This is a genomic window from Pseudomonas sp. DTU12.3 (assembly GCF_004124275.1).
GTDB lineage: Bacteria > Pseudomonadota > Gammaproteobacteria > Pseudomonadales > Pseudomonadaceae > Aquipseudomonas > Aquipseudomonas helmanticensis.
The window spans coordinates 3,505,921-3,525,501 of record NZ_CP027218.1; the positions used below are offsets into that span (position 1 = coordinate 3,505,921).

A 19,581-nucleotide genomic window follows, 5' to 3' on the forward strand; every position below is an offset into this window, starting at 1 on the left:
CGCAGCCCCACTTCATCGCGACAGGATGCGCCCATGCCGTTAACCGTCAGACCTCGCCGCAAACGCAGCACGCGCATCGCAGTGACCTTGCTCAGCGGGTTGCTGCCAGTGGCGCTCGGGAGTGTGATTCTCTATATGCAGGCCGAGCGCACTTTGCAGCAAAACACCGGGCAGACTGCCACCGAGGCGTTGCGCCAGTTCGAGTTGATGCTCGACAACACCGCGCAGGCGGCCAGGGAATTGCTGCCGCTGGCCGGAAAAACCTGCGAAGACGTCAAACTGGCGTTGCGCGAGCAAGTCACCCGCCGGCCGTTCGTGCGCTCGACCAATCTGGTCTGGGACAACAACCTCTATTGCAGTTCACTGTTCGGCGACTACAAGGAAGCGGTCAATTCCGGCGATTACCACGAGGGTAAGTTGTGGCTCATGAACGGCAACCCGGTGACGCCCGATACCGCGCTGCTGGTGTACCGTTTGAGTGACGGTCGCGGCGGTGCGCTGACCACGCTTGACGGTTATCACTTGAGCAACATTCTGCGCTTGATTGGCCGACAAACTTTGTTGTTGCTGCAGGTCGGCGACAACTGGTTGTCCGCCGACGGCAAAGTGCATCAGGACGCCCTGCCCGCGCCGCCAGTTGCACAAAGCATGCTGCAGTCGTCGCGCTATGCCTTCAGTGTCGCCGCTGGTTATCCGCAAGGCGAAACATGGCGCTATATGGCGAAGGAATATCCGCCACTGTTCAGCCTGTTGATGTTCTTTGGCGTGGTCTCCGGTGCGATCGGTCACGTCCTGCAAAAACGCTCGACGTCTCCCAGCCATGAAATGCTCCGTGCGCTGGACGCCGGCGAGTTCATCCCCTACTTCCAGCCAGTCGTGCATGGCGACAGCAAGAAATGGTCAGGGGCCGAGGTGCTGATGCGCTGGAACCATCCGAAAGAAGGCCTGGTACGCCCGGACCTGTTCATTCCGTTTGCCGAACACTCCGGATTGATCGTGCCGATGACGCGTTCATTGATGCAGCAGACCGCCGCCGTACTGGGGCCGCTGTCATCAACCTTCGCCACGCCCTTTCACCTCGGCATCAACATCACGGCGAGTCATTGTCGCGATCTGGAGCTGGTTGACGGCTGTCGCAAGTTTCTCGCGGCATTCGTCCCTGGCAGCGTCAGCCTGATCCTCGAGCTGACCGAGCGCGAATTGATTGAACCCACCGACATCACGCATCAACTGTTCGACCAGTTGCACACCCTGGGCGTGAAGATTGCCATCGACGACTTCGGTACCGGCCACTCAAGCCTCGGTTACTTGCGCAAGTTCAACGTCGATTTCCTCAAGATCGACCAGAGTTTCGTGGCCATGATCGGCATCGACGCGCTGTCGCGGCATATTCTCGACACGATTATCGAACTCTCGGCCAAGCTTGATCTGGGGATTGTTGCCGAAGGTGTCGAAACTCAAGCACAGGCCGATTATCTGACCGCGCATCACGTCAACTTTCTGCAAGGCTATCTTTTCGGCAAACCAATGCCGGCTGCGGACTTCATCAGCGCATTAAGTCACCATTAACTTGCTGGGGTTAAGCTTGAAACGCCGACCAAGCGCACCAAACTGATACAAAACACCGCTGTTGTTACATGAAGACAAGATCAGGATTTACTCTTGGCGCATTAACTACTACAATTTTTTCAACCTGAGCAAAAATTCGCAGGTGAGCCATTTATCACCGAGTCGTTTCAAGGCTCTTGGCTTATAGCTTTGTTTGCGGTTGGTATCAGCCAAACACACTATTGGAGTAAAGATATTGTCCAGACTCGCTGAATTTCGTGCAGCTGAAAAGGCCCTTCAGGAACAGCTCAAGCAGCTGGAGTCGCTGAAGAACGATGCCGGGCTGAAGAAAGAAATCGAATTCGAAGAAAAGCTCCAGGGGCTGATGAAAACCTACGGCAAAGGCCTGAAAGACATCATCTCCATTCTCGATCCGAATCCGGCAAAATCCGCTCTGCAAACCTCTGCAGCACCGAAAACCCGCCGTGCACGCGTGGTCAAGGTTTATCACAACCCGCACACCGGTGAACTGATCGAGACCAAGGGCGGCAACCACCGCGGCCTTAAAGCCTGGAAGGAACAATACGGTGCTGCCACCGTTGATTCCTGGTTGCGCGGTTAATCTCACGCCAACAAAAAAGCCCTGCTCGATGCAGGGCTTTTTTATTGACAATATCTAACAAATGAAATGAATTTCATCGAACAAGTTAGGAATAGTCTGTAACGTTCGTGAGCGGATTGCTAAACATTTCGCTGCGGGATGTTGCCATTCGCGATCAACGTTTAACTTTGTGCTTAATCCGTTCGGGTATCTAGTCACGTCATGCATAGAACAGACGGCTAAAGTTTCAGACTGTTTCTTACCGCCACTATTTCGTCGGCACTCGCCTTATAAACCTCGGCCTGCCCTGCGTAGGAAAGAACATAAGCCTTGTCCGCCTCGACCGCAGCAACCAGGGTTTGCGACAACACGTGTCGACCGTTTTCAGTGATCGTGCAAGTGGTCTCCAGCGCGGACAAAGAACCCAGCGTTGCCGGATGAATTTTGTTACAGACACTCTGGTAGCCACCCTGGAAGAAATCCTTCTGAATGGACTTGCGCATCTCCAGCAACACCCCCTGCAAGTTGACCTGATGGCCGGTCTCGACCTGCGTCATGGTCAACTCCATCACCATCACCTGATTGCCCTCGGTATCGTTTTTTACCGCTCGTTGCCGGGATACCTGCGGCGACGTTTGCGGCAACGCTTCAACCTCCCAGCCAGCAGGCCAGGTCACGCCCGGTGCGTCCGCCAGCGCGCAAGTTGCGGCAAGCGATAAAGCGGATAAAACAAACAGGGATTTGAACAGTCGGATCATTGCCGGGCGCACTCGCGGATTGAGCCGTAAAGTCTGAGCCTCGCCCACGCGCAGGGCAAGCCCGCCTTTCATTTGGCGATGCCGGCAGGCATGCGTATCATTGCGCCCATTCACTCGCCCATAGTTATTGGAGGGCCCATGAGCCTGCACGAACTGAACACTTTCCCCGGCGTCACCGCCACGCCAGACAGCGCAACCCAGCAATTTGTCTTCAACCACACCATGCTGCGTGTGAAGGACATCACCAAGTCCCTGGACTTCTACACCCGCGTGCTGGGTTTCTCGCTGGTCGAGAAACGTGATTTCGCCGAAGCCGAGTTCAGCCTGTACTTCCTCGCACTGGTCGACAAGGCGCAAATCCCGGCCGACGCTGCTGCGCGCACCCAGTGGATGAAGTCGATCCCGGGCATTCTCGAACTGACGCACAACCACGGCACCGAGAACGACGCGGAATTCGCCTATCACAACGGTAATACCGATCCGCGTGGCTTTGGCCACATCTGCATTTCGGTGCCGGACATCGTCGCTGCCTGCGCACGTTTTGAAGAGTTGGGCTGTGATTTCCAGAAGCGCCTGAGCGATGGCCGCATGAAGAGCCTGGCGTTTATCAAGGATCCGGACGGTTACTGGGTCGAGATCATCCAGCCAGCGCCGCTGTAAAAAGATCGCAGGCTTCGCCAGCTCCTACACAATCTCTGTAGGAGCTGCCGCAGGCTGCGATCTTTTACGTCAGGCATAAAAAACCCGTGATCGCTCACGGGTTTTTTCATTTCTGGCCTGACGTTTACGCCGGGGCCGACGTGCGGATCAGGTGATCGAAAGCACTCAGCGAAGCCTTGGCGCCCTCGCCCACTGCAATCACGATCTGCTTGTACGGCACCGTAGTGACGTCGCCAGCCGCGAAGATCCCCGGGATCGAGGTCTCGCCGCGGTTATCGACAATGATCTCGCCCCGTGGCGACAGCTCGATGGTGCCCTTGAGCCAGTCAGTGTTCGGCAACAAACCGATCTGCACGAAAATCCCTTCCAGCTCGACCGTGCGCAGCTCGTCAGTGTTGCGATCCTTGTAGCGCAGGCCGTTGACCTTCTGCCCATCCCCAGTCACTTCAGTGGTTTGCGCACTGGTGATCACAGTAACGTTCTTGAGGCTGTGCAGTTTACGTTGCAGCACAGCGTCAGCCCGCAGTTGCACATCGAACTCCAGCAGCGTTACGTGAGACACGATGCCAGCCAAGTCGATGGCCGCTTCAACGCCCGAGTTACCGCCGCCGATCACCGCGACACGCTTGCCCTTGAACAGTGGACCATCGCAGTGCGGGCAATACGCCACGCCTTTGTTGCGGTAATCCTGCTCACCCGGCACGTTCATTTCACGCCAGCGCGCACCGGTCGCCAGGATCACGCTCTTGGCTTTGAGGGTCGCGCCGCTCGCGAAGCGCACCTCATGCAGCGCGCCGCTCTTGCCCGGGATCAGCTTGTCGGCACGTTGCAGGTTCATGATGTCGACGTCGTACTGTTTGACGTGTTCTTCCAGCGCCATGGCCAGTTTCGGCCCTTCGGTTTCCTGCACGGAAATGAAGTTTTCGATGGCCATGGTGTCGAGCACCTGACCGCCGAAACGCTCAGCGGCGACGCCGGTGCGAATGCCTTTACGTGCAGCGTAAATCGCTGCCGAAGCACCCGCCGGGCCACCGCCGACCACCAGCACGTCAAAAGCTTGTTTGGCGCTGATCTTTTCGGCCTGACGCTCGATGGCGCCGGTGTCGAGTTTGGCGAGAATTTCTTCCAGGCCCATGCGACCCTGACCGAAGTTTTCCCCGTTCAAGTAAATGCTCGGCACGGCCATGATCTTGCGATCGTTGACTTCGTCCTGGAACAGCGCGCCGTCGATGGCGACGTGGCGGATGTTCGGGTTGAGCACGGCCATCAGGTTCAGCGCCTGGACCACGTCCGGGCAGTTCTGGCAGGACAGCGAGAAGTAAGTCTCGAAGCTGAACTCGCCTTTGAGCGAGCGAATCTGCTCGATCACTTCAACGCTGGCTTTCGACGGGTGGCCGCCGACTTGCAGCAAGGCCAATACCAGCGAAGTGAATTCGTGGCCCATCGGGATGCCGGCGAAACGCAGACTGATGTCAGCGCCCGGGCGGTTGATCGAGAACGATGGCTTGCGGGCATCGTCACCGCTGTCGATCAGAGTAATCTGGCTCGAAAGACTGGCAACGTCTTTCAGCAGTTCCAGCATTTCACGGGATTTCGCACCGTCGTCGAGGGAGGCAACGATCTCGATCGGCTGGGTGACCCGTTCCAGGTACGATTTCAACTGGGCTTTAAGATTGGCGTCCAACATACGGGCGATTTCCTTTATTTGAGGCGAAAAAAAGCCCGAGCGAATCTCGCCCGGGCATTTTTTTGGGCGGTGCAGCGTACTTAAGAAGGTGCGGCGTACCGCCCTGAGTTGCGTGTCACAGACTTAGATCTTGCCGACCAGGTCCAGGGACGGAGCCAGAGTGGCTTCGCCTTCTTTCCACTTGGCTGGGCAAACTTCGCCTGGGTGAGCAGCAACGTACTGAGCAGCCTTGATCTTGCGCAGCAGCTCGGAAGCGTCACGGCCAACGCCGCCATCGTTCAGTTCAACGATTTTGATCTGGCCTTCAGGGTTGATCACGAAGGTGCCACGGTCAGCCAGGCCAACTTCTTCGATCAGTACGTCGAAGTTGCGGGAGATGGCGTGGGTCGGGTCGCCGATCATGGTGTATTCGATTTTGCCGATGGCTGGCGAAGTGTTGTGCCAGGCAGCGTGGGCAAAGTGGGTGTCGGTGGAAACGCTGTAGATCTCTACGCCGAGTTTCTGGAAAGCAGCGTAGTTGTCAGCCAGGTCTTCCAGCTCGGTTGGGCAAACGAAGGTGAAGTCGGCTGGGTAGAAGAACACGACCGACCACTTGCCTTTCAGGTCAGCGTCCGAGACTTGAACGAAGTCGCCGTTTTTGAACGCGGTAGCTTTGAACGGTTTTACTTGGCTGTTGATGATAGGCATTGATGACTCTCCGTCAGGGTTGTGAATTCGATGGGTGAATCCTACCCACTCGTTCGACGGATGGCTCATTGGCAAACCTGATGCTGCTGATTTGTTTTCGCTATTAGCGGACTGTATTAATAGAAGAAAACGATATCTACGACGAAGCCGGGTTATCCGTAATCCGAGCCATCCCTTGGAATGGGCTGGCTTCAACATAGCGCATCGCCGACTTCATATCCTTCCAGCCGACGTAACTCATCAACGATTTCAGGTCCCAGCCACTCTGATGCGCCCACGTGGCAAAGCCTCGGCGCAGGGAATGGCTGGTGTAGTTTTCGGCGGCAATCCCGGCGCGCTCCAGCGCCTGACGCAGCAACGGGATGATGCTGTTGGCGTGCAGCCCCTCCTCGTTCAGATTGCCCCAGCGGTCGATGCTGCGAAAAACCGGGCCACGCACCAGCGCCGCTTCGGTGATCCAGTCGATGTAGGCCTGTACCGGGCAAAGCTTGAGCAGCGCCGGGGCTTGATAGGTCTGCCCGAGGTTTTCCCGGTCCCCTTTACTGCGCGGCAAATACAAGGTGATGCCTTTGCCGGCGTGCGCTTGCACGTGTTCGATCTGCATGCGGCACAACTCGTCGCTACGGAATCCACGCCAGAATCCTAGAAGAATCAGTGCGCGATCACGGTAAGCCTTGAGCAGTAATGGTCGATCCTGCTGCTCCCTCGCGATTTGCGCCTCTTGCTCCAGCCAATCGATGACGCGCTGCAGATCCTGCAACTGCAATGGCTCGGCCTGCTTCTCCTGCGCCGGGTGCAGAGCACGAATGCCTTTGAACACCTTGCGCACTACCGGCGCCTTGGTCGGATCGGCAAACCCTTGGCTGTTGTGCCATTGCGCCAGCGCCGACAGACGCAACTTCAGCGTATTGATCGACAACTCTTCGGCGTGCGCCACCAGATACCGCGCGACGCTGTCGGCCGTGGCCGGCAGGAACCCGCCCCACTTCACTTCGAAATGCTCGATGGCCGCGCGATAGCTACGGCGCGTGTTGTCACGGGTGGCGGCTTGCAGATAGCGATCCAGATCGCTCATGGGCTGTTTTCTCGCTGGTGTACGGATACAGGGATGCAGACGTGCATTTTGCCGTCTGACACTGGGTAATACCAGTATATCCCGCCTCTTGTCCTGCAATCATTTACCTTTATTTTCAGCATGGTACACTGCGTACTTTAGTGGCATGTACCACAGTACGTAATCGTAGGAGTTCACATGGCCCGTGGCGGCATTACCAAAGCACTGGTGCAGATCGCGCGCACAGCGATTCTTGCTCGCGGCGAACACCCAAGCATCGATGCAGTACGCATCGAAATGGGCAACACTGGCTCGAAAACCACGATCCATCGGTATTTGAAAGAGCTGGATGACGGCGCGCAACCGGTAGAAGCCTCGGCAGAACCGATCGATGACGAGCTGACCGCTCTGGTATCACGACTCGCGCAGCGCCTCAAAGAGCAGGCGCAAGAGCCCATCGAGCAAGCTCGCGAGCAGTTTGAGGAGCAGCGCGAGGCGCTGGAATCGGAGCTGAAGCAGATTCGCCAGGCGCTGGAAAAGCTTGAACAGGCGCACGACATTCAAGGCGCAGCGCTGGAGCGCGAGTCCGAAGCCCTGAACAGCACGCGCTCAATGCTGCAGACCGAGCAAACCCGTAATGCCGGTTTGAATCAGGCACTGGCTGACTTTGAGCTGCGACTGCAAGACAAGGACGAACAGATTCGCTCGCTGGAAGAAAAACACCTGCACGCCCGCGACGCGCTGGAACATTACCGCAACGCCAGCAAAGAACAGCGCGAGCAGGAACAGAGCCGTCACGAAGGCCAGGTGCAGCAAATTCAGGCCGAACTGCGTCAGGCACAGCAAAGTGCACTGGTTCGCCAGGACGAAATCACCCAGCTGCACCGTGACAACGAACGCCTGCTCACGGAAAACCGTGGCACCCTGCGCGAACTGAATCTAATGCAGGATCAGCTCAAGCAGAGCAATCAGCGTCAGGATCAGCTGCTGGAACAAGCGACCCGTGTCGATAGCGAACGCACCCTTCTCCAGGAACGTTTACGTGTAGCAGGATTGGAAAGTCAGGCACTCAAACAGAGCGTCGATGAGCAAACGCTGCTGAATCAGTCATTGGAAAAGGAATTGAACAAGGCTCAGGCAAGCCTGGAAGAAAGCCAGCGCCTGGCAGCTACCGTAGCGGCAGCGCCAGACTCGGCCAAATCGAAAGACGCTTAAGCGCCAACTGGCGTACGCATGGTGACAAACTCTTCGGCGGCCGTCGGGTGCACCCCGATCGTGTCGTCGAAGTCACGCTTGGTCGCGCCAGCCTTCAACGCAATCGCCAGACCCTGGACGATTTCGCCGGCGTCCGGGCCAACCATGTGGCAGCCGAGGACTTTGTCGGTCTTGCCGTCGACCACCAGCTTCATCAGGGTTTTCTCCTGACACTCGGTCAAGGTCAGCTTCATCGGGCGGAAGCGGCTCTCGAAAATCACCACATCGTGACCTGCTTCGCGCGCCTCTTCTTCGGTCAAACCCACCGTGCCGATGTTTGGCAGGCTGAACACTGCGGTCGGGATCATCTTGTAATCTACCGGACGATATTGCTCCGGCTTGAACAAGCGTCGTGCCACCGCCATGCCTTCGGCCAATGCCACCGGAGTCAATTGCACGCGACCGATCACATCGCCCAGCGCCAGAATCGATGGCTCGCTGGTCTGGTATTGCTCGTCGACTTTGATGAAGCCCTTGTCGGTGAGTTGTACATCGGTGTTTTCCAGCCCCAGATTGTCGAGCATCGGGCGGCGGCCGGTGGCGTAGAAAATGCAATCCGCCTCCAGTACGCGACCGTCCTTCAGGGTGGCTTTCAGGCTGCCGTCAGCCTGCTTGTCGATGCGCGCGATGTCGGCGTTGAATTGCAGATCGAGGCCACGCTTGGTCAGCTCTTCGTGCAAATGCTTGCGCACCGAACCGTCGAAACCACGCAGGAACAGATCACCGCGATACAGCAGCGTGGTGTTCGCGCCGAGGCCATGGAAAATTCCGGCGAACTCGACCGCGATGTAACCACCACCCACAACCAGCACGCGCTTAGGCAACTCTTTGAGGAAGAACGCCTCGTTCGAACCGATCGCGTGTTCGCACCCCGGAATCTGCGGAATCTGCGGCCAGCCACCGGTGGCAATCAGAATGTTTTTCGCGGTGAAGCGCTCACCGTTCACTTCAACTTCATGCGGGCCGACGATTTTCGCGTGAGCCTCATGCAGGGTGACGCCACTGTTGACCAGCAGATTGCGATAAATGCCGTTGAGGCGATTGATCTCGCGATCCTTGTTGGCAATCAGCGTCGGCCAATCGAAATTCGCTTCGCCCAGGCTCCAGCCGAAACCGGATGCCTGCTCAAAATCTTCGGCAAAATGCGCGCCATACACCAACAGCTTTTTCGGCACGCAGCCGACGTTGACGCAGGTCCCGCCCAGATAACGGCTCTCGGCTACCGCCACTTTCGCGCCGAAACCAGCCGCAAAACGCGCAGCGCGCACACCGCCGGAACCGGCACCAATCACATAAAGGTCAAAATCGTAGGCCATTTCTATCTCCTCGGCAGGGGATCAGCATACCCGGAGTCATCCTTTGGGCAAGCGCTGCTATCCATATAGGGGCGGAAAATGAAAAAGCCACCCGAAGGTGGCTTTTTCATGCAGACCAATCAAGCGCTCTTAATAAGCCTTGCCAGTCTTGTAGAAGTTCTCGAAGCAGAAGTTGGTCGCTTCGATGTAGCCTTCAGCACCACCGCAGTCGAAACGCTTGCCTTTGAACTTGTAGGCCATGACGCAGCCGTTCTGGGCTTGTTTCATCAGCGCGTCGGTGATCTGGATTTCGCCGCCCTTGCCTGGCTCGGTTTGTTCGATCAGGTCGAAAATGTCCGGGGTCAGGATGTAACGACCGATGATCGCCAGGTTCGACGGCGCGTCTTCCGGTTTTGGCTTCTCGACCATGCTGTGCACGCGATAGATGTCGTCGCGGATCATTTCGCCAGCGATAACGCCGTACTTGCTGGTTTCCTGCGGATCGACTTCCTGGATGGCGATGATCGAGCAGCGGAACTGCTTGTACAGCTTGACCATCTGGGTCAATACGCCGTCGCCTTCGAGGTTGACGCACAGGTCGTCCGCCAGAACCACGGCAAACGGTTCGTCACCGATCAGCGGGCGGCCGGTGAGGATCGCGTGGCCGAGGCCTTTCATTTCGGTCTGACGGGTGTAAGAGAACGAACACTCGTCGAGCAGCTTGCGGATGCCGACCAGGTATTTCTCTTTGTCGGTACCCTTGATCTGGTTTTCCAGCTCGTAGCTGATGTCGAAGTGGTCTTCCAGAGCGCGCTTGCCACGACCGGTAACGATGGAGATTTGCGTCAGGCCAGCGTCCAGTGCTTCTTCGACGCCGTACTGGATCAGTGGCTTGTTTACCACCGGCAGCATTTCTTTAGGCATGGCTTTAGTCGCTGGCAGGAAGCGAGTACCGTAACCGGCTGCTGGGAACAAGCATTTCTTGATCATATAAGTCCTTGAAAGGGCTGTGTGTACGAGTTTCGGCGCAGTCTAATCAGGCGGCGTGCACCTTACAATGCCCCGCACTGGCTAACCGATGCCATCATAGAGAAATATTCTCGCCGATAGTTCCCTCGGCTTCTGCGCAGAGTCAGAACAGCGTAGCTCAAAGGCGCCGGCAAACTGCACAACCATACGCTCATCACACCCCAATGGGAGCATTTGCCGGTATCATGACGGCTTTGAACCAGCGAACGAGATAGACAGATGGCTGCGGTAAAAATCGTCAATGGGTATGTGATCGACAAGAAGGACGGCAAGTGGACACTGACCACTACCAATGGCGAACACATCGCCGGGCCTTTCGACAGCGAGCAAATGGCGACTGACGTGGCGTCCGTGTTCACCGACACCCCCGCATCGTCGAAGCGCCGCGGCAAAGATCAGGACTGATCTGCTCCGACACGTGCCGAGCCCTGCCTTTGCGCAGGGCTTTTTTGTACCCGCGCAAAAACAAGTGGCCAATCGCTATAACCTTTTCATACCGGCGCTGTCAGAGCGTCTAGTCCCCCTCGCTGAAGACGAACATAACCATGAACATGAACAGATTGCTGCCCCTTCTCGCGGTATTGGCGCTGAGCGGCTGCGCCACGTCCGAAACCACGTACCTGAACAACGGCGAGCAGGGGTTGAGCATCGATTGCTCCGGCGAAGCCAATTCCTGGGCCACCTGCTATGAAAAAGCCGATGCTTCGTGCGCAGGCACCGGTTATCGCATCGTCGGTACCGACGGCACGCCACAGCCCAAGGAAAGCGACAAGACCCTGGGCGTCGACGTCGGCAACTATAAAAACCGCAGCGTGGTGGTGGTCTGCAAGTAAACCTTACATGTGAATTTCGGCGAACTTGATCCCGAGGCCGCGCACCACTTCGATCAAATCGTCGAGCCGGCCGAAAGATTCGACTTCATCGTTGTCATCCACCAGGAAATAACTGCGCCCGGCGCTTTTCTTGAAAAACACGATCCACTCCCCCGGGTTCGCCGGGTTCTGGATTACATGGGTGGCAGAGATCAGGCCCTCTGCGTGGCGTTCCCGTACTTGCTCTCGCTTCATCGCGACTCCAGAAATGAAAATGCCGCCACAGCATCACTGTGACGGCATCGATACTGATGACTGAACAGTCTATCAGCCGGAAATACACGCGTTGGCCGCGTTACGCACATCTCGTGGACGTACCGGCACGTTGGACATGCGCTCATGCAGCTTGATGCTGCTGCCGCCGGAGCGATCTTCAATATCAAATACGGCGGCCGGGCCTGAGGAAAACTTCCCCGGAACGATCACGCGAACGCCGTCCTTGTGCGGCTGCATCTGCAATGCGCCACGGCTGTCCGCGAGTTTTTCGGCCAGGCATTGAGCATATTCATGGGGCTTCTTGCCGGAGATCACGCTCATGGTCGGCAATGTTTCATTGATTTCGGAAACATTCGCACAACCAGCCATAGCCAAAACCAACGGCACACACACCACACCCCACTTCATACAAAACCTCCGTTAAAGACCGTCCGACAGCACAAATGCCGTTTTTCTCCGGGGCCTTCTGCATTTAACCCGCATCCGATTGCGAATATCTGTTCAAAATTGTCAAACCAACGCCCGACGGCCAGATAATAACCCGTGCGGGCTGATAAACTGCGCCCAATCGACAAGCTATCGTTTTGATTTTGTAGAAAAAGCCCTTCTGGAGGCGCCCATGAAATTCATTCACCAGCGCGAACACCTCAACGAAGACGACATCGTCGTCATCCAATGCTCGCAAATGTGCAACATCCGTCTGATGAACGACGCCAACTTCCGCAGCTTCAAGAACGGCGGTCGTCACACCTATCACGGCGGCGCTTTCGACACCTTCCCGGCACGTATCACGGCGCCGAGCACCGGTTTCTGGAACATCACCATCGACACCGTCAACCGTCGGCCAATCAGCGTCACGCGCAAGCCGACCCTGACCCATTCGATCAAGATCATCCGCCGCTCCAGCACCAAACTCAGCTGAGACGCTCTGCCCATTCAAAAGGAATGCATGACCGTGGCCCAAACGACCAAATACGTCATCAAGTACAAACTCAACGGTGAGCGCCGCTTCGAGTTCGCGCAACTGGTAAACGGCACCGAAGCGGAAGCTCGGGCCGAACTCGACAAAATCCACGGGAAGGAAGACCTGATCAGCGAAATTGCTGTGAGCAAAGCGCTGTAAGACACCGACAGCAATTTGACCGCAAGCGGCGGAGTGTTCTGCCGCCCGTCCTCGCTCAGACTGATCGCCTCGACCTTGCGTCAAGGAGTCAGTATGTCGATGTCACCTTCCCGGCTGGATACCCTCGATTGGGCAGACCTGGAACAACAGCTGGATGAACACGGTTGCGCGGTCATTCGCGCGCTGCTGTCGAGTGAACGCTGTGATCGTTTGAGTGCGCTATATCCGCAGACCGAACCGTTTCGCGCGCAGGTAATCATGGCCCGCCACGGTTTCGGTCGTGGCGAGTACAAATACTTCCGCTATCCGCTGCCCGCAACGGTCGAGCGCCTGCGCACGGCCCTGTATCCGCGCCTGGTGCCACTGGCGAATCGCTGGTACCAACGAATGAATCTACCCGGTCAGTTTCCGCCAACGCACGGCGAATTTTTACAGCGCTGCCATGCGGCTGGGCAGTTGCGCCCTACTCCGCTGTTATTGCAGTACGGCCCGCAGGACTACAATTGCCTGCATCAGGATCTGTACGGCGAATCGGTGTTTCCACTGCAAGTGGCGATTCTTCTGTCAGAACCGGGGCTGGACTTTACCGGCGGTGAATTCGTCTTGACCGAGCAACGCCCGCGCATGCAAACACGCCCGCAAGTGCTGGACCTGAAAAAAGGTGACGCGCTGATCTTTGCCGTGAACCAGCGCCCGGTAAAAGGCACGCGCGGCGACTATCGGGTGACCATGCGTCATGGCGTCAGTCGCCTGCACAGTGGAAAACGGCATACCCTAGGCATCATCTTTCACGACGCGTCATGACTCTCATGCAACCGAGCAATTTCGACTTGTTCGCCGACCACGAACCCGAACAACAACCCCGTGCCGAGCAGATTGGCGAACAGTCATGGCTACTGCGCGGTTTTGCCATGCCGGTGGTCGACCTACTGCTGCCGGAACTGGACAGGATTCTGCTCGCAGCACCGTTGCGCCATATGATGACGCCCGGCGGCTTCAGCATGTCGGTGGGCACCAGCAGCTGCGGAAAACTGGGTTGGATCACCGATCGCAGCGGTTATCGCTATGCAAGCGCCGATCCGCTCAGCGGCTTGCCGTGGCCGGCGATGCCAGCGGTGTTTGCCGATCTGGCACATTCGGCGGCAGCGCGAGCGGGGTTTGCAGATTTCGCGGCAGATTCCTGCCTGATCAACCAATATATCCCCGGTGCGAAGATGTCATTGCATCAGGACAAAGACGAAAACTCCTACGCGGCACCGATTGTTTCGCTGTCGCTCGGGTTGCCGGCAATGTTTCTTTTCGGTGGGTTCAATCGCAGTGACAAAAGCCAGCGGATTGCGCTGTTGCATGGCGACATGGTGATCTGGGGCGGCGTTGATCGGTTGCGCTTTCACGGCGTGTTGCCGATCAAGCACGGTCGACATCCACGTCTGGGCGAACAACGGATCAACCTGACCTTTCGCGTCGCCGGCGAAACTCCGAAAGTTTGACCGCAAGGCCCGGAGTGTTGCGCTTGCTGACTCTGGTTAACCTGAATCAAACAGGTCAACGGAAGAATCCACATGAAAACGCTTGCGCCTCTCAACATCGAAAACGATCCACGCTGGGCTGCCGTGGTTGCGCGTGACCCACGAGCAGACGGGCAGTTTGTCTATGCGGTGAAAACCACGGGCATCTATTGCCGCCCAAGCAGCCTTGCGCGGTTGCCGAAACCGCAGAATGTCGAATTTTTCGAGACTGCCGAACAGGCTGAAGCGGCCGGCTATCGGCCGAGCAAACGCCCCAGCAAGGATCAAACCGAGGTCAGCGCGCAACACGCCGCCACTGTGGCAACAGCCTGTCGGCAGATTGAAGCCGCTGACACGCCACCGGCGCTGAATGAACTCGCCGAAACCGCCGGCTTAAGTCCTTTTCATTTTCATCGGGTATTCAAAGCCGCTACCGGCCTGACTCCCAAAGGCTATGCCGCCGCCCATCGTTCCCGCCGCGTGCGTGAGCGCCTGGCAGATGGCGGTTCGGTCACCGACGCGCTATACGATGCCGGTTTCAACTCCAATAGCCGTTTCTACGAATCAGCCGATCAGGTGCTGGGCATGAAGCCCGGTGATTTCCGCGCGGCCGGGCAGAACAACGATATTCGTTTTGCCGTTGGCCAATGCTCGCTCGGGGCGATTCTGGTAGCGCAGAGCCAACGCGGGGTGTGCGCGATTCTGTTGGGTGACGACCCGCACCAACTGGTCTGTGATCTGCAGGATCAATTTCGCAAAGCCAATCTGATCGGTGCCGATAGCGGCTTTGAGCAATTGATCGCCAAGGTTGTGGGATTTATCGAAGCGCCGGCGATTGGCCTGGATCTGCCCCTGGACGTCAGAGGCACCGCATTTCAAGAACGCGTCTGGCAAGCGCTGCGCGAAATCCCGGCGGGCAGCACAGCCAGTTACGCCGACATTGCCCAACGCATTGGCGCCCCCACCTCGATGCGCGCGGTGGCCCAGGCTTGCGGCGCCAACCGTCTGGCCGTGGCGATCCCTTGCCATCGAGTGGTGCGCAGCGATGGCAATCTCTCGGGTTATCGCTGGGGTGTCGAACGCAAGCGGCAGTTGCTTGAGCGCGAAATGCAGCCTTAACGAATGCCGATGTAGACCGCGACTGATTCGGGGCCGGTATAGGCTTCGAAGTCAGTCGCGTAACGCCGTTCAATCTTCGGATTGGCTTCGAAGAACGTCCAGATTTTCCCCCAGGTCGCAATCACCGCGTCGGGCAACGATCCCTGTGCTTCGAACACCAGATAATCGCCAGCTTCAACCACTACAGCATCGAAACCTTCAGCAGGCTGAGTGACAGCAACGCCGGCGGTCACGTCGAACTGACCCGAAGCATCCGATTCGTAAGCTGAGTACACGCCGTAGACCGGAGAATTCACTTGCTTGGCGGGTATGTTGTCAGCCAGTCCGCAAGCGAAAAACTCACCCCACATCGGACCGATTTTTGCTGTCTCGGCCACATGCTCTGCAGCATTGCCGGTGCGGACACGCAAGCCTGAAACCGTGAACGAGTCGATCTGCTGTCGTTTCAAATCCATCGAAAATGCCACTCCCTGTCAATTGAAGTGCAGCGGGTAAGCGCCGCAATGGCGCCTACTCTGTCAGCGATTGACGTCGACCACAACCCTGCCCCGCAGCTTCCCGGCGAGTAGTTTTGGCGCCGCCTCGATGGCTTCGCTCAAGCCGATTTCGTCACTGATCAACGCCAGTAACGAGAAGTCCAGATCCTTGGCCAGACGATCCCAGGCCTCTAACCGGCGCGCCTTGGGCTGGGTCACGCTGTTGATCCCGGCCAGCGTCACACCGCGCAAAATGAACGGCGCCACCGACGCGGGAAAGTCCATGCCCTGAGCCAGGCCGCAGGCTGCGACCGTGCCTTCCGAGCGGGTGCTGGCGCAGGCATTCGCCAGCGTGTGACTGCCGACCGAATCGACGACCGCTGCCCAACGTTCTTTGGCCAGAGGCTTGCCCGGCTCGGACAACGTCGCGCGATCGATGATTTCGACAGCGCCCAACTGTTGCAGATATTCATGCTCGGAGACCCGGCCCGTGGACGCGACCACGCGATAACCAAGCTTGCTCAGCAAGGCGATGGCAAAACTGCCGACACCGCCGTTGGCGCCTGTCACCAGCACTTCGCCCTGATCCGGCGTCACCCCGTTGCGCTCCAGCGCGAGGATGCACAGCATTGCCGTGTAGCCCGCCGTACCGATCGCCATGGCTTGCGCCGCCGTAAAGGCTTTGGGCAATGGAATCAACCAGTCGCCGTTGAGCCGGGCCTTTTGCGCCAGCCCCCCCCAATGGTTTTCACCGACGCCCCAGCCATTGAGCAACACCTGATCACCGACCTTGTAGTCCGGGTGCGAGCTGACCTCGACAGTGCCCGCCAGATCGATCCCCGGCACCATCGGAAACTTGCGCACCACCGGGCTGCTGCCGGTAATTGCCAGGCCATCCTTGAAGTTCAGCGTGCTGTAGGCAACCCGCACGGTGACATCGCCAGCGGGCAACTGGTCTTCGTTGATCTGCTGCAGGCTGGCGCGGTAACCGCTGTCGTCCTTGTCGATCAATATGGCGTTGAACATGACGGCCTCACTTGACTGGTTTGAAGATTTCATCCCTTGAAATAGCACATCGCAACACGTTGCCACACTCGACTTTCCGCCAATCCAGCAATCCGCCGGGTATTTCCATGGCGGGCGGCTATGCTTTTTCGACGGTCGTACTTTCGCCGTTATTCCTTTTGAAATCGGCCTGTCGATGGAGCTGACGATGTCTTACCCGCGTTCGTTGTTTGTGATGTTGATCCTGTGTCTGCTGGCCTTTGGCAAGGCGTGGGCAGCCGCCGACGCTACGCCAGCGCAAACCGCCCCGGCGGCGCCGTCGTGGCCGCAAGTCATCACCAGCGGCAAGGCCAAATTGACGGTGTATCAACCACAACTCGACAGCTGGGATGGATACACCCTCAATGCCCGCGCGGCCGTTGAAGCCACCGGTGCCGATGGCAAGTCCACTTACGGCATCGTCCAGTTCAGCGCCCACACCCTGGTCGACAAAGCCACACGCTGGGTCGCGCTCGATCAATACAAGATCATCAAAGCGGATTTCCCCGCCGATGCCAGTCAGGCCAACACCTGGCTCGCAGCGCTGCAAAAAGATGCCGAAAGCCGCAAGAAAACCATTTCGCTCGATCAGCTGGAAGCCGCTGTCGGCGTACTCTCGGCCGAACAGAAAGCCGACAGCGCGCCAATCGAAAACACGCCGCCGACGATCATCAGTTCCGAGGTTCCGGCACTGCTCGTCTATATCGATGGCGACGCCGCGTATCGCCCCGTCGACGGCACCGCGCTGCAACGCGTGATCAATACTCGCCCGTTGTTGCTGAAGGATGAACAGGGTAAGCACTACCTGCACGTCTTCGATGGCTGGATGGTCGCTGACCGGTTGAACGGCGATTACACGCGCCTGGCTTCGCCGCCGACCGATCTGGAGAAGGCCAAGCAGGCCGCGATCAAGAGCCGGCAAGTGGATCTGCTGACCGGGCAGAGTGATCCGAAAGACAAGATCCCCAGCCTCGCCAAGCCGCCACAACCAAAGATCGTTGTCGCCACCACGCCCACCGAGTTGCTGGTCACCGATGGCGCGCCGCAGTGGTCACCGATTCAAGGCACGGGCCTGTTGTACGTGAGCAATACCACCGGGCACATCTTCAAGGAAATTGGCGACCAGAACAGCTATGTGCTGATTTCCGGTCGATGGTTTCGCGCCAGCGACATGAACGGCCCGTGGACGTTTACCCCGGCGGACAAATTGCCGGCAGATTTTGCCAACATCCCCGATGACAGCCCGAAAGAGAACGTCAAGGCGTCGGTGGCAGGCACCCCGCAAGCCAAGGAAGCGGCGATTGCCGCGAGCATTCCGCAGACCTCGGCGATCAAGAAAAGCGCGGTCGAAATGACCGCGCCGCAGTTCGACGGCGAACCGCAGCTCAAGGCGATCGACAGCACGCCGCTGCAATATGTGGTCAACAGCGCTACGCCGATAATCCGGGTCGACAACAACAGTTGGTGGGCGGTAGAGAACGGTATCTGGTTTAGCGCGACAACAGTGAATGGCCCTTGGGCCGTGGCCAGCTCGGTGCCGGCGGTGATCTATTCGATTCCGCCGAGCTCGCCCATGCATTACCTCACTTACGTCAAAGTCTATGAGTCCAGCGGCGATACCGTGGTTGTCGGTTACACCCCGGGTTATCAGGGCTCGAACCTCGATCCGGCGACCGGCGTCGTGGTCTACGGCACCGGTTATCCGTATACGCCGTGGGTCGGCAGTGTCTGGTACGGCCCGCCAGTCACCTACGGTTTTGGTGTCGCCATCCGCTACACACCCTGGACCGGCTGGACCTTCGGTTTCGGCTTCGGCTGGAGCTGGGGCGGCAGCACTGTCGCGATGGGCTGGGGCTGGGGCGCGTACCCATGGTGGGGCAATTACGGTTGGGGCTACGCCTGGGGGCCGCACTTGTATCCGGCGCCACTGGCCTGGGGCGGCGCCGCTTACGGTTATCACGGCGGCGCGGTGGCATGGGGACCCGGCGGCTGGGCCGGGACGACCGGCAATATCTATCATCAATGGGGTGACCGGGCGACCGTCAGCCGCTCTGGCGCCGGGTACAACGCCTGGACCGGCAATCGCTGGGCCGGTCAGGTCGGATCGTCCTATAACTCTCGCACCGGTGTTGCCGCCGCCGGCCAACGCGGCGCCGTTCACAACGTCTACAACGGCAACTACGCCGCCGGGCGCAGTGGCGAAGTGGTCGGCCCCAACGGCGGCGCCATTGCCGGCGGGCGTGTCACCGCCGGCAATGCCCGTAATGGCAGCCAGGTCACCGCCAATCGCGGCGCCGTGTACAACCCCAACACCGGCAATACCACGCAGTTCGGCGGCATTCACGGGCGCAACGGTGGCGCCGCGCACGTTGGCGACAACGTCTACGCCGGCCACGATGGCAACGTCTACAAACGCACCGACAGTGGCTGGCAATCAATGGTCGGCGGCAACGCTACGCGCACGGCGCCGATCAACAACAACGCACAACTGCAAAACCTCAATCGTGAATCCGCCGCGCGCAACGTTGGCAATCAGCGCACCAACAACTTTCATAACTCGTCGCAATTCATGAACCATTCGTTCGGGGGCGGCGGAGGTGGTGGATTCCATCGACGCTGAAAAACTGCACAGGCTGTTCTGAATTTCAGA

General features: G+C 58.2%; 22 protein-coding genes. 12 read left to right on the plus strand and 10 right to left on the minus strand.

The window, feature by feature from the left end:
* Positions 1-33 precede the first annotated feature (33 nt).
* Positions 34-1,569: an EAL domain-containing protein gene (locus tag C2E19_RS15905; protein WP_129394012.1), complete on the plus strand. Its 1,536-nt coding sequence runs from the start codon at positions 34-36 to the stop codon at positions 1,567-1,569.
* A 235-nt stretch (positions 1,570-1,804) separates the two neighbouring features.
* The gene (locus tag C2E19_RS15910) at positions 1,805-2,170 is read left to right on the plus strand and encodes a histone-like nucleoid-structuring protein, MvaT/MvaU family (protein WP_105706642.1); all 366 of its coding nucleotides are present in this window, start codon (positions 1,805-1,807) and stop codon (positions 2,168-2,170) included.
* A gap of 218 nt (positions 2,171-2,388) precedes the next feature.
* On the opposite strand, the gene C2E19_RS15915 is transcribed toward C2E19_RS15910, so the two are convergent.
* A complete protein-coding gene (locus C2E19_RS15915) occupies positions 2,389-2,907 on the minus strand; it encodes a DUF4946 domain-containing protein (protein ID WP_129396135.1) in 519 nt (172 codons plus the stop codon).
* Positions 2,908-3,045: 138 nt separating this feature from the next.
* Between C2E19_RS15915 and gloA the strand changes: the two genes are divergently transcribed.
* Entirely contained in the window at positions 3,046-3,567 is a 522-nt protein-coding gene (gene gloA / locus C2E19_RS15920) for a lactoylglutathione lyase (RefSeq protein WP_129394014.1), read from the plus strand.
* Positions 3,568-3,691: 124 nt separating this feature from the next.
* Here gloA and ahpF read toward each other — a convergent pair whose 3' ends face one another.
* From ahpF to C2E19_RS15935, 3 genes are all read right to left on the minus strand, one after another.
* Complete coding sequence (ahpF, locus tag C2E19_RS15925) at positions 3,692-5,254, minus strand: alkyl hydroperoxide reductase subunit F (protein WP_129394016.1); 1,563 nt, start codon at positions 5,252-5,254, stop codon at positions 3,692-3,694.
* Between the two features lie 123 nt (positions 5,255-5,377).
* Positions 5,378-5,941 carry an alkyl hydroperoxide reductase subunit C gene (gene ahpC, locus C2E19_RS15930; RefSeq protein ID WP_007912224.1) on the minus strand — a complete coding sequence of 188 codons (564 nt, stop codon included), beginning with the start codon at positions 5,939-5,941 and terminating at the stop codon, positions 5,378-5,380.
* Positions 5,942-6,077: 136 nt separating this feature from the next.
* A complete protein-coding gene (locus tag C2E19_RS15935; RefSeq protein WP_129394018.1) occupies positions 6,078-7,016 on the minus strand; it encodes a site-specific integrase in 939 nt (312 codons plus the stop codon).
* A 177-nt stretch (positions 7,017-7,193) separates the two neighbouring features.
* Between C2E19_RS15935 and C2E19_RS15940 the strand changes: the two genes are divergently transcribed.
* On the plus strand, positions 7,194-8,210 hold the full coding sequence (locus C2E19_RS15940) for a DNA-binding protein (protein WP_129394020.1): 1,017 nt from the start codon (positions 7,194-7,196) through the stop codon (positions 8,208-8,210).
* Here the strand turns inward: C2E19_RS15940 and gorA are convergent.
* Both gorA and galU read right to left on the minus strand, forming a co-directional pair.
* Positions 8,207-9,565, minus strand: a complete 1,359-nt coding sequence (gene gorA, locus C2E19_RS15945; protein ID WP_129394022.1) for a glutathione-disulfide reductase — start codon at positions 9,563-9,565, stop codon at positions 8,207-8,209. The genes C2E19_RS15940 and gorA overlap by 4 nt on opposite strands.
* A gap of 129 nt (positions 9,566-9,694) precedes the next feature.
* Positions 9,695-10,534, minus strand: coding sequence for a UTP--glucose-1-phosphate uridylyltransferase GalU (galU, locus tag C2E19_RS15950; RefSeq protein WP_129394025.1), 840 nt, complete (start codon positions 10,532-10,534; stop codon positions 9,695-9,697).
* 258 nt (positions 10,535-10,792) lie between these two features.
* Here galU and C2E19_RS15955 point away from each other — a divergent pair, with 258 nt between their 5' ends.
* Positions 10,793-10,978 (plus strand): hypothetical protein, encoded by a 186-nt coding sequence (locus tag C2E19_RS15955; RefSeq protein ID WP_129394027.1) that lies wholly within the window; start codon positions 10,793-10,795, stop codon positions 10,976-10,978.
* Between the two features lie 146 nt (positions 10,979-11,124).
* On the plus strand, positions 11,125-11,406 hold the full coding sequence (locus tag C2E19_RS15960) for a hypothetical protein (RefSeq protein ID WP_174823971.1): 282 nt from the start codon (positions 11,125-11,127) through the stop codon (positions 11,404-11,406).
* Between the two features lie 3 nt (positions 11,407-11,409).
* Here the strand turns inward: C2E19_RS15960 and C2E19_RS15965 are convergent, their stop codons facing one another.
* Both C2E19_RS15965 and C2E19_RS15970 read right to left on the minus strand, forming a co-directional pair.
* The gene (locus C2E19_RS15965; RefSeq protein WP_064390226.1) at positions 11,410-11,640 is read right to left on the minus strand and encodes a hypothetical protein; all 231 of its coding nucleotides are present in this window, start codon (positions 11,638-11,640) and stop codon (positions 11,410-11,412) included.
* 72 nt (positions 11,641-11,712) lie between these two features.
* The gene (locus C2E19_RS15970) at positions 11,713-12,069 is read right to left on the minus strand and encodes a hypothetical protein (protein ID WP_129394030.1); all 357 of its coding nucleotides are present in this window, start codon (positions 12,067-12,069) and stop codon (positions 11,713-11,715) included.
* A 211-nt stretch (positions 12,070-12,280) separates the two neighbouring features.
* Here C2E19_RS15970 and C2E19_RS15975 point away from each other — a divergent pair, with 211 nt between their 5' ends.
* From C2E19_RS15975 to ada, 5 genes are all read left to right on the plus strand, one after another.
* Positions 12,281-12,583, plus strand: coding sequence for a DUF1883 domain-containing protein (locus C2E19_RS15975; RefSeq protein ID WP_016984992.1), 303 nt, complete (start codon positions 12,281-12,283; stop codon positions 12,581-12,583).
* 27 nt (positions 12,584-12,610) lie between these two features.
* The gene (locus tag C2E19_RS29010; protein WP_164979434.1) at positions 12,611-12,784 is read left to right on the plus strand and encodes a hypothetical protein; all 174 of its coding nucleotides are present in this window, start codon (positions 12,611-12,613) and stop codon (positions 12,782-12,784) included.
* A 93-nt stretch (positions 12,785-12,877) separates the two neighbouring features.
* Entirely contained in the window at positions 12,878-13,588 is a 711-nt protein-coding gene (locus tag C2E19_RS15980) for a 2OG-Fe(II) oxygenase (RefSeq protein ID WP_129394032.1), read from the plus strand.
* 5 nt (positions 13,589-13,593) lie between these two features.
* Complete coding sequence (alkB, locus tag C2E19_RS15985; protein ID WP_129396136.1) at positions 13,594-14,274, plus strand: DNA oxidative demethylase AlkB; 681 nt, start codon at positions 13,594-13,596, stop codon at positions 14,272-14,274.
* Positions 14,275-14,346: 72 nt separating this feature from the next.
* Positions 14,347-15,411, plus strand: a complete 1,065-nt coding sequence (gene ada, locus C2E19_RS15990; protein ID WP_129394034.1) for a bifunctional DNA-binding transcriptional regulator/O6-methylguanine-DNA methyltransferase Ada — start codon at positions 14,347-14,349, stop codon at positions 15,409-15,411.
* Here the strand turns inward: ada and C2E19_RS15995 are convergent.
* Both C2E19_RS15995 and C2E19_RS16000 read right to left on the minus strand, forming a co-directional pair.
* A complete protein-coding gene (locus C2E19_RS15995; RefSeq protein WP_129394035.1) occupies positions 15,408-15,866 on the minus strand; it encodes a GyrI-like domain-containing protein in 459 nt (152 codons plus the stop codon). The two genes, ada and C2E19_RS15995, sit on opposite strands and share 4 nt — an antisense overlap.
* 63 nt (positions 15,867-15,929) lie before the next feature.
* Positions 15,930-16,913: an MDR family oxidoreductase gene (locus C2E19_RS16000; protein WP_129394037.1), complete on the minus strand. Its 984-nt coding sequence runs from the start codon at positions 16,911-16,913 to the stop codon at positions 15,930-15,932.
* Positions 16,914-17,100: 187 nt separating this feature from the next.
* On the opposite strand from C2E19_RS16000, the gene C2E19_RS16005 reads away from it, so the two are divergent.
* Positions 17,101-19,551: an autotransporter gene (locus tag C2E19_RS16005; RefSeq protein WP_129394039.1), complete on the plus strand. Its 2,451-nt coding sequence runs from the start codon at positions 17,101-17,103 to the stop codon at positions 19,549-19,551.
* The last annotated feature ends 30 nt before the right edge of the window (positions 19,552-19,581 follow it).

What these genes read in the sequence shown, in the direction of transcription:
- C2E19_RS15935 (WP_129394018.1), bottom strand. Translation starts at nt 7,016, where the DNA reads ATGAGCGATCTGGATCGCTATCTGCAAGCCGCCACCCGTGACAACACG.
- C2E19_RS29010 (WP_164979434.1), top strand. Translation starts at nt 12,611, where the DNA reads ATGACCGTGGCCCAAACGACCAAATACGTCATCAAGTACAAACTCAAC.
- C2E19_RS15975 (WP_016984992.1), top strand. Translation starts at nt 12,281, where the DNA reads ATGAAATTCATTCACCAGCGCGAACACCTCAACGAAGACGACATCGTC.
- C2E19_RS15960 (WP_174823971.1), top strand. Translation starts at nt 11,125, where the DNA reads ATGAACAGATTGCTGCCCCTTCTCGCGGTATTGGCGCTGAGCGGCTGC.
- ahpC (WP_007912224.1), bottom strand. Translation starts at nt 5,941, where the DNA reads ATGCCTATCATCAACAGCCAAGTAAAACCGTTCAAAGCTACCGCGTTC.
- C2E19_RS15965 (WP_064390226.1), bottom strand. Translation starts at nt 11,640, where the DNA reads ATGAAGCGAGAGCAAGTACGGGAACGCCACGCAGAGGGCCTGATCTCT.
- galU (WP_129394025.1), bottom strand. Translation starts at nt 10,534, where the DNA reads ATGATCAAGAAATGCTTGTTCCCAGCAGCCGGTTACGGTACTCGCTTC.
- C2E19_RS16005 (WP_129394039.1), top strand. Translation starts at nt 17,101, where the DNA reads ATGTCTTACCCGCGTTCGTTGTTTGTGATGTTGATCCTGTGTCTGCTG.
- alkB (WP_129396136.1), top strand. Translation starts at nt 13,594, where the DNA reads ATGCAACCGAGCAATTTCGACTTGTTCGCCGACCACGAACCCGAACAA.
- gorA (WP_129394022.1), bottom strand. Translation starts at nt 9,565, where the DNA reads ATGGCCTACGATTTTGACCTTTATGTGATTGGTGCCGGTTCCGGCGGT.
- ada (WP_129394034.1), top strand. Translation starts at nt 14,347, where the DNA reads ATGAAAACGCTTGCGCCTCTCAACATCGAAAACGATCCACGCTGGGCT.
- C2E19_RS15940 (WP_129394020.1), top strand. Translation starts at nt 7,194, where the DNA reads ATGGCCCGTGGCGGCATTACCAAAGCACTGGTGCAGATCGCGCGCACA.
- gloA (WP_129394014.1), top strand. Translation starts at nt 3,046, where the DNA reads ATGAGCCTGCACGAACTGAACACTTTCCCCGGCGTCACCGCCACGCCA.
- C2E19_RS15970 (WP_129394030.1), bottom strand. Translation starts at nt 12,069, where the DNA reads ATGAAGTGGGGTGTGGTGTGTGTGCCGTTGGTTTTGGCTATGGCTGGT.
- C2E19_RS15980 (WP_129394032.1), top strand. Translation starts at nt 12,878, where the DNA reads ATGTCGATGTCACCTTCCCGGCTGGATACCCTCGATTGGGCAGACCTG.
- C2E19_RS15905 (WP_129394012.1), top strand. Translation starts at nt 34, where the DNA reads ATGCCGTTAACCGTCAGACCTCGCCGCAAACGCAGCACGCGCATCGCA.
- ahpF (WP_129394016.1), bottom strand. Translation starts at nt 5,254, where the DNA reads ATGTTGGACGCCAATCTTAAAGCCCAGTTGAAATCGTACCTGGAACGG.
- C2E19_RS15955 (WP_129394027.1), top strand. Translation starts at nt 10,793, where the DNA reads ATGGCTGCGGTAAAAATCGTCAATGGGTATGTGATCGACAAGAAGGAC.
- C2E19_RS16000 (WP_129394037.1), bottom strand. Translation starts at nt 16,913, where the DNA reads ATGTTCAACGCCATATTGATCGACAAGGACGACAGCGGTTACCGCGCC.
- C2E19_RS15915 (WP_129396135.1), bottom strand. Translation starts at nt 2,907, where the DNA reads ATGATCCGACTGTTCAAATCCCTGTTTGTTTTATCCGCTTTATCGCTT.
- C2E19_RS15995 (WP_129394035.1), bottom strand. Translation starts at nt 15,866, where the DNA reads ATGGATTTGAAACGACAGCAGATCGACTCGTTCACGGTTTCAGGCTTG.